The organism is Pseudomonas khavaziana (assembly GCF_019145205.1).
GTDB classification, from domain to species: domain Bacteria; phylum Pseudomonadota; class Gammaproteobacteria; order Pseudomonadales; family Pseudomonadaceae; genus Aquipseudomonas; species Aquipseudomonas khavaziana.
The window spans coordinates 127,861-142,002 of the sequence record NZ_JAHSTT010000012.1; the positions used below are offsets into that span (position 1 = coordinate 127,861).

13 protein-coding genes are annotated in these 14,142 nt (G+C 59.6%); 9 read left to right on the forward strand and 4 right to left on the reverse strand.

Features of this window, described 5'->3' with window-relative positions; translation table 11 throughout:
- Positions 1-44: 44 nt before the first annotated feature.
- The 4 genes from KVH01_RS23870 to KVH01_RS23885 all read left to right on the forward strand — a co-directional run bounded on the left by KVH01_RS23870 (position 45) and on the right by KVH01_RS23885 (position 4,279).
- Positions 45-491, forward strand: coding sequence for a DUF4879 domain-containing protein (locus tag KVH01_RS23870; protein WP_217883142.1), 447 nt, complete (start codon positions 45-47; stop codon positions 489-491).
- A 97-nt stretch (positions 492-588) separates the two neighbouring features.
- Positions 589-1,113, forward strand: coding sequence for a (2Fe-2S)-binding protein (locus KVH01_RS23875; protein WP_225924338.1), 525 nt, complete (start codon positions 589-591; stop codon positions 1,111-1,113).
- Complete coding sequence (locus tag KVH01_RS23880; RefSeq protein WP_217883143.1) at positions 1,110-2,099, forward strand: FAD binding domain-containing protein; 990 nt, start codon at positions 1,110-1,112, stop codon at positions 2,097-2,099. Before KVH01_RS23875 ends, KVH01_RS23880 begins: the two co-directional genes overlap by 4 nt.
- Positions 2,096-4,279 (forward strand): xanthine dehydrogenase family protein molybdopterin-binding subunit, encoded by a 2,184-nt coding sequence (locus KVH01_RS23885; protein WP_217883144.1) that lies wholly within the window; start codon positions 2,096-2,098, stop codon positions 4,277-4,279. Before KVH01_RS23880 ends, KVH01_RS23885 begins: the two co-directional genes overlap by 4 nt.
- 51 nt (positions 4,280-4,330) lie before the next feature.
- Here KVH01_RS23885 and KVH01_RS23890 read toward each other — a convergent pair whose 3' ends face one another.
- The gene (locus tag KVH01_RS23890) at positions 4,331-5,581 is read right to left on the reverse strand and encodes an MFS transporter (RefSeq protein WP_217883145.1); all 1,251 of its coding nucleotides are present in this window, start codon (positions 5,579-5,581) and stop codon (positions 4,331-4,333) included.
- Positions 5,582-5,899: 318 nt separating this feature from the next.
- On the opposite strand from KVH01_RS23890, the gene KVH01_RS23895 reads away from it, so the two are divergent.
- The 3 genes from KVH01_RS23895 to KVH01_RS23905 are packed head-to-tail and all read left to right on the forward strand — an operon-like array spanning position 5,900 to position 8,528.
- Positions 5,900-7,339, forward strand: coding sequence for a cytochrome ubiquinol oxidase subunit I (locus KVH01_RS23895; protein WP_043048468.1), 1,440 nt, complete (start codon positions 5,900-5,902; stop codon positions 7,337-7,339).
- A 1-nt stretch (position 7,340) separates the two neighbouring features.
- Complete coding sequence (gene cydB / locus KVH01_RS23900; RefSeq protein ID WP_217883146.1) at positions 7,341-8,348, forward strand: cytochrome d ubiquinol oxidase subunit II; 1,008 nt, start codon at positions 7,341-7,343, stop codon at positions 8,346-8,348.
- A gap of 12 nt (positions 8,349-8,360) precedes the next feature.
- Positions 8,361-8,528, forward strand: a complete 168-nt coding sequence (locus KVH01_RS23905; RefSeq protein ID WP_068965453.1) for a DUF2474 domain-containing protein — start codon at positions 8,361-8,363, stop codon at positions 8,526-8,528.
- 122 nt (positions 8,529-8,650) lie between these two features.
- On the opposite strand, the gene KVH01_RS23910 is transcribed toward KVH01_RS23905, so the two are convergent.
- Positions 8,651-9,775: a methyltransferase gene (locus KVH01_RS23910; protein ID WP_217883147.1), complete on the reverse strand. Its 1,125-nt coding sequence runs from the start codon at positions 9,773-9,775 to the stop codon at positions 8,651-8,653.
- 141 nt (positions 9,776-9,916) lie between these two features.
- A complete protein-coding gene (locus KVH01_RS23915) occupies positions 9,917-10,627 on the reverse strand; it encodes a LuxR family transcriptional regulator (protein ID WP_217883148.1) in 711 nt (236 codons plus the stop codon).
- 445 nt (positions 10,628-11,072) lie between these two features.
- Here KVH01_RS23915 and KVH01_RS23920 point away from each other — a divergent pair, with 445 nt between their 5' ends.
- Positions 11,073-11,849 (forward strand): ferredoxin--NADP reductase, encoded by a 777-nt coding sequence (locus KVH01_RS23920; RefSeq protein WP_124401957.1) that lies wholly within the window; start codon positions 11,073-11,075, stop codon positions 11,847-11,849.
- Positions 11,850-11,892: 43 nt separating this feature from the next.
- Here KVH01_RS23920 and mscL read toward each other — a convergent pair whose 3' ends face one another.
- Positions 11,893-12,309: a large-conductance mechanosensitive channel protein MscL gene (gene mscL, locus KVH01_RS23925; RefSeq protein ID WP_043048461.1), complete on the reverse strand. Its 417-nt coding sequence runs from the start codon at positions 12,307-12,309 to the stop codon at positions 11,893-11,895.
- Between the two features lie 285 nt (positions 12,310-12,594).
- Between mscL and KVH01_RS23930 the strand changes: the two genes are divergently transcribed.
- The gene (locus tag KVH01_RS23930) at positions 12,595-14,136 is read left to right on the forward strand and encodes a catalase (RefSeq protein ID WP_217883149.1); all 1,542 of its coding nucleotides are present in this window, start codon (positions 12,595-12,597) and stop codon (positions 14,134-14,136) included.
- Positions 14,137-14,142: the final 6 nt, after the last annotated feature.

The following is a 14,142-nucleotide window of genomic DNA, read 5'->3' on the forward strand; positions in this document are numbered from 1 at the left end:
TTGAGGCATACTGCGCCGACGTTCAATACCGGGTCATTGCCAGCATGAAAAAAGCCAACGCGTGGAGTCTAGCTCTGATCGCCAGTATCAGCCTGTGGCTGGGTGCAGCACCGGTGTGGGGCGCGGCTGCACCGGCCTTGAGCGAGGTGCGGGTGTTCAAGGTGGAATCGACCAACTGCAGCGAAGCGATCCCGGAACGGGTCAACACCACCCAGATGTGCGAGCACCGCGGGCCCACCAAGGTCTCGGTGATGGAAGTCGGCCTGGGCGACAGCCCAATGGGGCGCTTCAACGGCGCAGAGTTGAACGGGCAACGCACGGCGGTATGCCAGGTCGGCAACATCAGTGAGGCGTGCAACGGCGTAGGCACGTTGATGGGCTACATCTATGTATTCGACCTGAATGTCCAGGCCCAGGGCTGGTTCGAGTTCACCAACACCTCGATCAACCCGCCGCAAAACACCTTGAAAGCCCAGCTCAATATCCGCTGATCAATCATCTTGAACGCTCAAAACCCCGGGAAGTCGTACCCCTAAGACGGCGACTTTCCTGAACGCCGCGGATGTACACCAACCCGTGAGGTGTTTTATGAGCGCGACCCCTAATGGCGCGGCGGCCCAACCGTTCGTCGCCCACTCGATTCGATTGACCCTCAATGGCCAGGATCGCCAATTGGACGTGTTGCCCTGGACCACCTTGCTGGACCTGTTGCGCGAACAATTGGATCTGGTCGGCAGCAAAAAAGGCTGCGACCACGGCCAATGTGGCGCCTGCACGGTATTGCGTGATGGCAGGCGCGTGAACGCCTGCCTGACCCTCGCCGTGATGTGCGATGGCGCCGAGCTGACCACCATCGAAGGCTTGGCCGAAGGCGACCAACTGCACCCCATGCAGCAAGCTTTTATCAAGCACGATGCCTTCCAGTGCGGCTATTGCACCCCCGGCCAGATCTGTTCCGCCGTGGGCCTGGCCAATGAAGGCCGCGCCCACGACAGTGCCCAGATCCAGGAACTGATGAGCGGCAACCTGTGCCGTTGCGGCGCCTACACCAATATCCGTGATGCCATCGAAGAGGCGCTGCCAGCGTGCCGCACCACGGGAGGTGAGCAATGAACCCTTTCCAGTACAGCAAACCTGCCGATGTGCACGAAGCCGTGCAGTTGAGCAGTGCGGTATCGCGCTTCATTGCCGGCGGCACCAACCTGTTGGACTTGATGAAAGAAAACATCAGCCGCCCCGAGCACCTGATCGATATCACTGGCCTGCCACTTCATGCGATTGAAGAAACTGCCGACGGCGGTGTGCGTATCGGCGCGTTGGTGAGCAATGCCGACCTGGCCTGGCACCCGCTGATCGAACAGCGCTACCCGTTGCTGTCCCAGGCGATCCTGGCCGGGGCTTCGCCGCAACTGCGCAATATGGCCAGTACCGGCGGCAACCTGTTGCAGCGCACCCGGTGCTACTACTTCTATGACGCGACGGTGCCGTGCAATAAGCGCGAGCCCGGCAGCGGTTGCCCGGCGCGCAGCGGTTTGAATCGCATCCATGCGATCCTCGGCGCCAGCGAGCAGTGCGTGGCCACCCATCCTTCGGACATGTGCGTGGCCCTGGCGGCGCTGGAAGCGCGGGTACATGTCGAGGGCCGCGGCGGGGCGCGAGTCATCGAGTTTGCCGACTTCCACCGCCTGCCCGGCGATGCGCCGCAGCGCGATAACCAGTTGGCCGACGATGAGCTGATCACCGCTATCGAACTGCCTGCCGACCATCTGGCCCGGCATAGCCACTACTTGAAAATCCGCGACCGGGCGTCGTATGCCTTTGCTTTGGTGTCGGTGGCTGCGGCGCTGGAACTGGACGGCGACACCATCATTGATGCGCGCCTGGCCCTTGGCGGCGTGGCGCACAAACCCTGGCGCGACCGCGCAGTGGAAGCGGCATTGATCGGTCAGACCGTCAGCCGCGAAACCTTCAGCAATGCCGCCGACGCTCTATTGCAAGACGCCGAGCCGCTGGAACACAACGGCTTCAAGATCAAACTGGCACGACGCGCAATCATCCGTGCCCTGAGCGACGCCGCTGTCGCAGGAGAACAGCCATGAGTGCCATCGGCAAACCCTTGGACCGTGTCGACGGTCTGCTCAAGGTCACAGGCCAGGCGCGTTATGCCGGTGAGTTCCCTGAGGGTGGCCTGCTGCATGGCAGCGTAGTCTCCAGCACCATCGCCAAAGGCCGCGTTATCAAGATCGATACCTCCATGGCCCTGGCTTTGCCCGGCGTGGTCGAGGTCATCCATCATCTCAATCGCCCCAGAATCGCCAGCTACGACGACGCCTTCCAGGATGATGATGCCGCCGACGGCTCACCCTTTCGCCCGCTGTATAACGACCGCGTGCTTTACAGCGGCCAACCCTTGGCCCTGGTGATCGCCGATAACCTGGAACTGGCCCGGTACGCCGGTTCACTGGTGCACATCGAATACGCACCTGAAGATTTCGAAACGGACCTGCTCACCCAGCAGGAACGAGCTCACCCTTCGCCGCAGACACCGCCCAAACCACGCGGCAACTTTCAGGCTGAGTGGGCCGGTGCGGCGATCAGCCTCGATCTGCATTACAGCACCCCCATCGAACACCACAACCCGATGGAACCCCATGCCAGCACCGTGCTGTATCAGCCGGACGGTACGTTGCATATCCACGACAAAACCCAGGGCCCGCAGAACTGCCAAGCCTACGTGCAAAAAGTGTTCGGCCTGGATAAAAGCCAGGTGCGCATCTTTGCTGCCTTTGTCGGTGGCGCCTTCGGTTCGGGCCTGCGCCCGCAGTATCAATTGCCACTGGCCGTCATGGCCTCTCTGGCGCTCAAGCGGTCGGTGCGCGTCACCCTGACTCGCCAGCAGATGTTCACTTTCGGTTATCGCCCGCGCACTTTGCAGCGTTTGCAAATGGGTGCCGCTGCCAACGGCCGACTGCTGGCTCTAGGCCATACCGCAATTGGCCAGACGTCGCGCTTCGAGGATTTCAGCGAGCACGTAGTGGAGTGGAGCGGCATGCTCTATCACTGCGACAACGTGCAACTGACCTACAAGTTGGCACCGCTGGATGTGTTCACGCCCTTGGACATGCGCGCACCCGGCGCCGCCTTGGGCGTGATCGGCCTGGAATGTGCCATGGATGAACTGGCCTGCGCCCTGGCTATCGATCCGGTGCAACTGCGCCTGATCAACTACGCCGAGCGCAACCAGAACGAAGACAAACCCTGGTCGAGCAAAGCCCTGCGCGAATGCTACAGCGAAGGCGCCGAACGCTTCGGCTGGAGCCAGCGCAACCCGGAACCGCGTAGCATGCGCGACGGCCGCCAGTTGATCGGCTGGGGCATGGCTGGTGGGGTGTGGGAAGCCATGCAGATGAAGGCCAGCGCCAAGGCTCGCATCGATAGCGACGGCAAACTCACCGTCAGCAGTGCCACTACCGACATTGGCACGGGCACCTACACGGTGATGACCCAGATTGCCTCTCAGGCCAGTGGCGTGGCGATGGCCGATATCAGCTTTCTGCTGGGTGATTCGTCATTGCCCACGGCGCCGTTGCAGGGCGGTTCGTTTACCGTGTCCTCCGTTGGCACCGCCGTGCAGCAAGCGTGCGAAGCGCTGAACGCCAAATTGCTGAAAATCGCCGGGCAGACTTATCCCCTGTTCAAGGATGCCGAATCGGTAAGGTTCGAGGACGGCAAGCTGCATGCCGGTGACGTAAGTGTGGCGTTGGCCCAGCTCGTCAAGGACAGCGGTGAGGACATCCTGGAGGTGCAGGTCGACAGTGAGCCAGACAAGAAGCGCGAAGGTTACGCCACCGCCACCCATTCGGCGGTGTTCGTCGAGGTGCGGGTGGATGAGGACCTGGGCACCATCAAGGTCAGCCGTGTAGTCAGCGCGATTGCCGCCGGGCGCGTGGTCAACCCGAAGATGGCCCGCAGCCAGATCCTTGGCGGTGTGGTGTGGGGCATCGGCATGGCCCTGCATGAGGAGACCCAGGTCGACCATCAGTTGGGGCGCTACATGAACCACAGCCTGGCCGAGTACCACGTCCCGGTGAATGCCGATATCGGCGAGATTGACGTGGTGTTTGTCGAAGAGCACGACGAGGTCGTCAATGCCCTGGGGTCCAAGGGAGTGGGAGAGATCGGGATCGTCGGGGTGGCGGCGGCGGTGGCGAATGCGATTTACCACGCCACCGGCAAGCGGGTGCGGGAGTTTCCGATCACCCTGGACAAGGTGCTTTAAAAAAACACCTCATCACCCATGTGGGAGGGGGCTTGCCCCCTCCCACATTAGTTATACGGTAGTTTTTTGAATGGGTTCTTCCACCGGCACATGCATACGGTCCCGATTAGCCAATGTCGGAAACAGCTTGATCCACACCCCAGTCACCACCAGCGTGCCGATCCCACCCATGACCACCGCCGGCACGGTACCGAACCAATGAGCAGTAATCCCGGACTCGAACTCGCCCAACTGATTCGATGCGCCGATAAACAAGCCATTGACCGCACTGACCCGCCCTCGCATCTCGTCCGGCGTCTCCAACTGCACGAACGACGCACGGATCACCATGCTGATCATATCCGCCGCGCCCAGCACCACCAGCACTGCCAGGGAGAACCAGAACGAGGTCGACAGGCCGAAGGCGATGGTCGCCACGCCAAATACGCCGACGGCGGTAAACATCACGCGGCCGACCTGGCGGTCCACCGAGAACCGCGCCAACCACAATGACATTAATAACGCTCCCACCGCTGGCGCCGAACGCAGCAGGCCCAGGCCCCAGGCGCCGGTCAGCAGGATGTCCTTGGCGAACACCGGCAGCAGCGCGGTGGCGCCACCCAGCAGCACGGCGAACAAGTCCAGGGAGATAGCGCCGAGGATGTCCGGGCGGCTGCGGATAAAGCGAATGCCGGCCAGCAGCGAATCCAGGGTGGCCTTGCCTTTGTTCAGCGGGTTCTGGCGGGCGGGCAGGTTCAGGGTCAGCACGCAGGCGATCAGGTACAGCACCACGGTCGGGCCGTACACCCACACACTGCCAAACGCATAGAGCAAACCGCCAAGGGCCGGGGCGACGATGGTCGCCAATTGCTGGGCCGATTGCGAGGAGGCCACGGCCCGCGGGAACAGGGCGCTCGGCACAATACTTGGCAGCAGAGCCTGGGTGGTGGGCATTTCAAACGAACGCGCCGCGCCGAGCAGGAACGCGAGGATAAAGATCATCTCGCGGGTCACGTTGCCGGTCAGGCCGCCGATGGCCAGGGACAGGGCAATCAGCGCCTGCAGGGTCTGGCAGATGGCGGCGACTTTGCGTCGCTCATAGCGATCAGCCACATGCCCGGTGTGCAGCATGAACAGCACACGCGGTACGAATTCCACCAGACCCACCAAGCCCAGGTCCAGCACATTGCCGGTCAGTTGGTAGAGGTTCCAGCCGATCGCCACGGTGAGCATCTGGAAGCCGCTGGCAGTAAAGATGCGCGCCAGCCAGAACGCGATGAAAGGACGGTGGTGACGTAACAATAACGCGGGTTCACTGGGCATCGGGAACTCAGGTCAGGGTTGTGGGAATGGCGAGATTAGCACCAAGCTGTAACAAATAGTTGCGAGAACAGGACTGAGGCAAGCTGTCACGCGGCAAAAGACCACACAGTCTGATCGCGAAAATGAGACTACTCTTTTGAGCAATGCTTGATCCAGATCAAAACCTGCCCCGGGATTGTTCTGGCGGTCGCAAGACCAGATTCCCCGCGAGATGGGTAAAAAAAGAAACGAATTGAAATTCGCCGCACTCCATATCCGTGGGGGCAGTGGTTGCAGGCTCCCAGCCAGCAGCCGGTATTACCTGACAGAGGAAGACTTATGTTCGGTTTGGAGGCGCTAGATCTCGCCCGAATTCAATTCGCGTTCACCATCTCATTCCACATCCTGTTCCCGGCGATCACCATCGGCCTGGCCAGTTACCTTGCGGTGCTGGAAGGCTTGTGGCTCAAGACCCACAACGATACCTACCGTGACCTCTACCATTTCTGGTCGAAGATCTTTGCGGTCAACTTCGGCATGGGGGTGGTCTCGGGCCTGGTCATGGCCTATCAGTTCGGCACCAACTGGAGCCGTTTCTCGGACTTCGCCGGCAGCATTACCGGGCCGTTGCTGACATATGAAGTGTTGACGGCCTTCTTCCTTGAGGCCGGTTTCCTCGGTGTGATGCTGTTCGGCTGGAACAAGGTGGGGCGCAAGCTGCACTTTTTCTCCACGGTAATGGTGGCGGTCGGTACGTTGATTTCCACGTTCTGGATTCTGGCATCCAACAGCTGGATGCAGACGCCCCAGGGCTTTGAAATCATCGATGGCCGCGTGATTCCCACCGATTGGCTGGCGGTGATCTTCAACCCTTCATTCCCCTATCGCCTGATGCACATGGCCACGGCAGCCTTCGTGGCCACCGCGTTCTTCGTCGGCTCCTCGGCGGCCTGGCATCTGCTGCGCGGCAAGGACAACCCGGCGATCCGCAAAATGCTGTCGATGGCCATGTGGATGGCCTTGATCGTTGCGCCGATCCAGGCGGTGATTGGCGACTTCCATGGTCTCAATACCCTCAAGCATCAACCGGCAAAAATCGCCGCGATTGAAGGCCACTGGGAAAACATCGGCAACGAGCCGACGCCACTGATTCTGTTCGGCTGGCCGGACATGAAAGCCGAGAAAACCAAATACGCGGTCGAAATTCCCTACCTCGGCAGCCTGATCCTGACCCACTCCCTGGACAAACAGGTGCCGGCCCTCAAGGAGTTCCCGCCTGAGGACCGTCCGAACTCGACCGTCGTGTTCTGGTCATTCCGGGTCATGGTCGGCCTGGGCTTTTTGATGATCTTCACCGGTTTGTTCAGCCTCTGGCTGCGCCGGGGCGACAAGATGTATACGTCCAAGCCGTTCCTGTACCTGGCGTTGTGGATGGGCCCCTCCGGCCTGATCGCAATTCTCGCCGGTTGGTTCACCACCGAAATCGGACGCCAGCCTTGGGTGGTCTACGGGCTGATGCGCACGGCGGATGCCTCATCCGGGCATAGCCTTGCGCAGATGACCATCACTCTGGTGTTGTTCGTGGTGGTGTACTTTGCGCTGTTCGGTGCCGGCCTGGGCTACATGATGCGCCTGGTGCGCAAAGGGCCTCAGACTTATGAAGGCAGCGAACCCACCCACGGTGGCCCTGGCCAGAAACGCACCCCGGCACGGCCGTTGTCTGCCGCCGATGATGGCAGCGATAACGACCACGACCACATCCAGCACAAGGGGAATTGAGATGGGTATTGATCTTCCGCTGATCTGGGCCGTGATCATCATCTTCGGCATCATGATGTACGTGGTCATGGACGGCTTCGACCTGGGCATCGGCATTCTCTTTCCGTTTATCCCCGGCAAGGTTGACCGTGACGTGATGATGAACACCGTGGCGCCTGTCTGGGACGGTAACGAAACCTGGCTGGTGCTCGGCGGCGCGGCGTTGTTCGGCGCGTTCCCGCTGGCGTATTCGGTGGTGTTGTCGGCCTTGTACCTGCCGCTGATCCTGATGCTGATCGGGCTGATCTTCCGTGGCGTGGCCTTTGAGTTTCGCTTCAAGGCCAAGGACCACAAGCGCCACCTGTGGGACAAGGCGTTTATCGGCGGCTCGCTGGCGGCGACCTTCTTCCAGGGTGTGGCGCTGGGCGCCTTTATCGACGGCATCCCGGTGGTCGACCGCCAGTTTGCCGGTGGCTCACTGGACTGGCTCACACCGTTCACGATGTTCTGTGGCGTGGCGTTGATCGTGGCCTATGCCTTGCTCGGCTGCACCTGGCTGATCATGAAGACCGAAGGCAAGTTGCAGGAGCAGATGCATAACCTGGCGCGGCCATTGGCGTTCGTGGTGTTGGCGGTGATCGGTATCGTCAGCCTCTGGACGCCGCTGACCCACCCGGAAATCGCCTCGCGCTGGTTTACCCTGCCGAACCTGTTCTGGTTCCTGCCAGTGCCGATCCTGGTGCTGGTGACCATGTACGGTCTGTTCCGCGCCGTGGCGCGACATGCGCACTACACGCCGTTCCTGTTGACGCTGGTATTGATCTTCCTCGGCTACAGCGGCCTGGGTATCAGCCTGTGGCCGAATATCATCCCGCCATCCGTGTCGATCTGGGATGCCGCCGCGCCGCCGCAAAGCCAGGGCTTCATGCTGGTGGGCACGTTGTTCATTATCCCGTTTATCCTGGGCTACACCTTCTGGAGCTACTACGTGTTCCGCGGCAAGGTCACCCACGAAGACGGCTATCACTAGGAGGGACGAAACATGTCCGGCAAACCAACGTTGCACGAGATTGAACAGGCCGAGAAGCAGCCTTTGTGGCGGCGCCTGGGTTGGCTGGCGATGATCTGGACCGCCAGCGTGGTGGCCCTGTTCATTGTGGCCAGCCTGATGCGCATGTTCATGAATGCCGCCGGCCTGACCACGCACTGACACCAATGTAGGAGCGAGCTTGCTCGCGAAAAACGTCAACGATAACGCGGGGTGCCTGACGCCCCGCGGTGTTCTCAGGTTTTTCGCGAGCAAGCTCGCTCCTACAAAAAAGCAGGGCTTTTTTATTTGCGTGCCTTGAGAATCACGAACTTCGGCGTGGCCGCCACTTGCTCGACACCGCGGAACAACCGCGCCAGCTTGCTGTGATAGCCCAGGTGACGGTTACCGACGATATACAGGGCGCCGCCGACGACCAGGGCTTCACGTGCCTGCTGGAACATGCGCCAGGCGAGGAAGTCACCGACAACCTGTTGCTGGTGGAACGGTGGGTTGCACAGCACCACGTCCAGCGATTGCGCCTCCTGGCCGGCTAGGCCGTCATCGGCGCGTACTATGACCTCACGCCCACCCAAAGCGGCTTGCCAGTTTTCAGCGGCAGACTGCACGGCCATGTAGGACTCATCTACCAGGGTGTAGTGGGCGTCTGGGTTTTGCAGGGCGCTGGCAATCGCCAGCACGCCGTTGCCGCAGCCCAGGTCCGCCACGCGGGCACTGCCGAGGTCTTTCGGCAGGTGGGGCAGGAAGGCGCGGGTACCGATGTCCAGGGCCTCGCGGCAAAACACATTGGCGTGGTTCAGCAACTCGATGGCTGGTGTGTCCAGGGTGTAGCGGGTCGGGTAGGGCGAGACGGCAACCGCGCGATCTGCAACGGTGGCGATCAACAGGCGTGCCTTTTTTACCGCCAATGAGGCATGCATCGGCCCGATATAACGCTCCAGCAACTCGCCCGCAGCCCGTGGCAGATGCTTGACCATCGCCGCGGCGATCACTTGTGCGCCAGGCGCCAGCTGCCCCTGCAAGCGGATCAGTTGTTCCTCCAGCAGCGCCAGGGTTTTCGGGACACGGAGCAGCACGCTATCGAACGGCCCGCTCACGGCCTGGCTGGCAGGTATGAACCTCACGGCATCAAAGGCCTTGCCATTGCGCACGAGATTTTTCTCCAGCCCCTGGGCAGCGAGGAACGAGTCGCCGCTGGAGGTGATCTGAACATGGCCCAGCAGGCTGGCTGCCAGGGCACCGAAGCTGTCATTGAGGATCAGCACGCGGGTGGCAGCATGGGGTTGCTGTTCGGCAAGGTAGCTGAGCAGGTACTCGTCGGCGGCATCGAAGGCTTGCAGCGGATCATTATGCTGCTCTGGCTGGCGAATCAGATCGAGCTGGGCGAAGGGGCTGTCGAGCAGGGGCATGGCAGGGGAGGCTCTGGGGTAATCGGCGGGCCGTCTGAGTGAACCGCGAAGCAATACCTTAAAGGGCTGCGTCAACACTCAGAATTGACCACAAATGTTACTTTTTTTTGAACCCGATGACATGCAGTGTTTCTTGCCCAGTTAAAACAGCCCCGCTTTGGAAGCGCTGAGTACAGCAGCGATCTTGTTATTGACCCCCAGTTTCTTGAACGTGCTGCTGATATGAAAACCCACCGTGCGCTCCGACAGGCAGAGGATGGTGGCGATATCCGAGGCGGTCTTGCCCATGGCTGACCATTTGAGGATTTCTGTTTCCCGTGGGGTCAGTTTGCTTGGAGAATGCACGTCGCTGTTATCGGCATATTTTTGCGCTACCACCGCGTGTAGCGCATGACATAGCCACAAGGCCTGCCCCGCCTTTTCATATAATTCCTGCGGGGTGATTTCCCCAGTACTGCGGCCCAAGGTCAGCATGCTATAGACGCCCTGGAAGTCATGCACCGGTTGTGTCCAAGCCAGATGCACGCCGTAGGATTGGGCCATCGACCACAATTCGGGGGCGGTCTCGAACGCTTTTTCCTCCCAGACGATAGGCAATACGCAGCGCTTGCAGTGGGCCACAATTGGATCTACGTCGAAATAGTGCGCGCGCTGATAAAGCTTGCTCCACTCGTTTGGATAGTTGTTCATCTGGACGGGTTTTGCCTGGGGGCTATGTGATTGGCAGCCCATCGTGAATGAACAGTACTGGAAGCCTAGTTCATAGGTATGGTTAAGCACCATTTCAAAGACAGTAGTGATCTCGTTTTCCCCTTCCAGTTTGGGGAGACGAGTAGTGCGCCAGTTTTCCATCGTGAATCTCCATGGTTTGTCATGTTACGTGGGTACGTCCTGATCCCAATGTTTAACGGAAATTAGTGTAGGACACTGCCTGCAAATGCATGTGAAAAAGATGTTATATACCGTCAGATCCAACAGTCGCTTGGCTTTGTACGGTACAGCGGCTTTTGTATAAGATTTCGGAATTGGAGGTGGTTTTTTAGTAGATTTAAGGGGTTATAAATAGTGTCAGACTGATAGCAGCGTAGGTGCGATGTGCTGGACGGTGGTAGGTTGGCAGTCGATTAATAGCGAAATAGTTAGTTTGCGTTAATGTGACCTCGTTCTCCCGTTCAGCGCCTTTTTCTGCCCGGCCGGCATCCAGGTTGGGCGCCCTTGGCAATGCCAGTACAAATCAACGGTGTTTGCGCGGCCTGCTTTGAGGGACACTAGGCGCCTGTGCAAAACGGAGCCCCCCATGACGGCCAGTGCTGAGAAATTTACCCGCCAGACCTTGCTCGACGTGCAATCGCTGACCCCCAGCCTCTTCACCCTGCGCACCACGCGCGACCCCGGCTTTCGTTTTACCGCCGGCCAGTTCGTGCGCCTGGGCGTGACCAAGGCAGATGGCAGTACGGTATGGCGTGCTTATTCCGTGGTGTCGTCGCCGTTCGACGAGTACCTCGATTTCTTTTCCATTGTCGTTCCAGGCGGCGAGTTCACCAGTGAGCTGAGCCGCCTGCAGGTAGGCGATACCTTGCTGGTAGAACGCCAGGCCACCGGTTTCCTGACCCTGAGCCGCTTTGTGGATGGGCGTGACCTGTGGCTGCTGGGCACCGGTACCGGCGTGGCCCCGTTCCTGTCGATCCTGCAGGACTTCGAAGCCTGGGAGAAGTTCGAGCGCATCATCCTCGTGTACAGCGCCCGGGAAGCCAGGGAATTAGCGTACCAGTCGCTGATCAAGGAGCTGGGGACACGTGAGTATCTTGCGCAATACGCCCACAAGTTCATCTACATCCCCATCGTCACCCGTGAACAGCACCCGGGTGCGTTGAACGGGCGCATCACGGCCTTGATAGAAAACGGTGAGTTGGAGCGCGCGGCTGGCGTCGAGCTGACGGCGGAGCACTCGCGCGTACTGATTTGCGGCAACCCGCAGATGGTCGATGACACCCGCCAGTTGCTCAAGCAGCGGGACATGCAATTGAGCCTGAGTCGACGACCCGGCCAGGTTGCAGTAGAAAACTACTGGTAGAAAAAAGGCGCCCTACGAGGCGCCTTCTTTGTGCAGCCGCTGGTTACAGTGGCTTGTCATTCTGTGCCTTGAGCAGATCGCGGATCTCACCCAACAGAACTTCTTCCTTGCTCGGCGTCGGTGGCAAGCTCGGGGCCACGGCCTCTTCTCGCTTCAGGCGGTTGATGGCCTTTACACCCATGAAGATCGCAAACGCCACGATCACAAAGTCGATGATGCTCTGGATGAACTTGCCATAGGCCAGGACCACGGCCGGTACATCGCCTTGCGCGGCCTTGAGCGTTACTGCCAGGTCGCCAAAGTCCACCCCCCCGATCAGCAGACCAATAGGCGGCATGATCACGTCGCCTACAAACGAGGAAACAATTTTGCCGAAGGCGGCGCCGATGATGATACCGACGGCCATGTCGACCACATTACCTTTGACCGCGAAGGCCTTGAATTCACTGATCACGCCCATAGGTTATTCCTTGTTACAGTTGAAAAGGGTGGAGGTCAGTGTAATTCAGTCGTCCAAGGCTTGCTCGACACAACTGTTAACACTGTCGATTTTATCGACACATTAAATCGCAAATAGTTTGCAAAGTGCCATCAGTCGCGCGCGAAATAGGCGCTATTTCAGCGAGTTACCAGATTATTTTCTTAATCGGGCCTGTGGTGTTTTTCTATTTATATTCTGACTCGCGGGTCACTAGCCTCTGGCAGGCACAACGAATGTGCACTGAAAAAACCAGAGGAAACCTCGATGAATATTTCACTCAGCCGCAGGCCCGTGTCCGCGCGCCACGCGCTGGCACTGGTGACCGCCAGCCTGCTTTCCCTCTCAGTACAAGCCGCTAACCTGACCCGCGATAACGGTGCCGCCATCGGTGACAACCAGAATTCGCAAACCGCCGGGGCCAACGGCCCAGTGTTGTTGCAGGACGTGCAACTGATCCAGAAACTGCAACGGTTCGACCGCGAGCGCATCCCCGAGCGCGTGGTTCATGCTCGCGGCACTGGCGCCCATGGCACGTTTACCGTCACTGACAACCTCAGTGACCTGACCAAGGCCAAGGTGTTCGCTGCTGGTGAAACCACCCCCGTGTTCGTGCGTTTTTCGGCGGTGGTCCACGGTAACCATTCCCCGGAAACCCTACGCGACCCACGAGGCTTCGCCACCAAGTTCTATACCGCCGAAGGTAACTGGGACTTGGTCGGCAATAACTTCCCGACCTTCTTTATCCGTGACGCCATCAAGTTCCCGGACATGGTCCACGCTTTCAAGCCGGACCCACGCACTAACCTGGATGATGACTCGCGTCGTTTCGACTTCTTCTCCCATGTTCCAGAGTCCACTCGTACACTGACCGAGTTGTATTCGGACTCGGGCACGCCAGCCAGTTACCGTGAAATGGACGGTAACGGCGTACATGCCTACAAGTTGATTAACGCCAAGGGCGAAGTGCACTACGTCAAGTTCCACTGGAAGAGCCTGCAAGGCATCAAGAACCTTGATCCCAAGCAAGTCACCGAAGTGCAGGGCCGTGACTACAGCCATATGACCAATGACTTGGTCACTCATATCAACAAGGGCGATTTCCCGAAGTGGGACTTATATGTACAAGTCCTCAAGCCCGAGGACTTGGCCAAATTTGATTTCGACCCACTGGACGCCACTAAGATCTGGCCGGATGTACCGCAGCGTAAAGTCGGGCAAATGGTGCTGAACCGCAACCCGGCCAACGTCTTCCAGGAAACCGAGCAAGTCGCCATGGCCCCGGCCAACCTGGTACCGGGCATCGAGCCGTCGGAAGATCGCCTGCTGCAAGGCCGGGTATTCTCCTATGCCGATACGCAGATGTACCGCCTGGGCGCCAACGCCCTGCAATTGCCGATCAACGCCCCACGGGTGACCGTGAACAATGGCAACCAGGACGGCGCGATGAACTTCGGCAAGACCACCACCGGCGTGAACTACCAGCCAAGTCGTCTGATGCCACGGGAAGAGCCGCAAACTGCGCGCTACAGCGAGTCGGCGCTGACGGGCAATACCCAGCAGGCGAAGATCCAGCGTGAGCAGAACTTCAAGCAGGCCGGTGACCTGTACCGTTCCTACTCCAAGAAGGAGCGTCAGGACTTGATCGACAACTTCGGCGGCTCGTTGGCCACCACCGATGACGAGAGCAAGCACATCATCCTGTCGTTCCTCTACAAAGCTGATTCGGAATACGGCACCGGCGTGACCAAGGTCGCCAAGGGTGACCTGGCGCGCGTGAAGGCGCTGGCTGAAAAACTGACCGACTGATCCGTT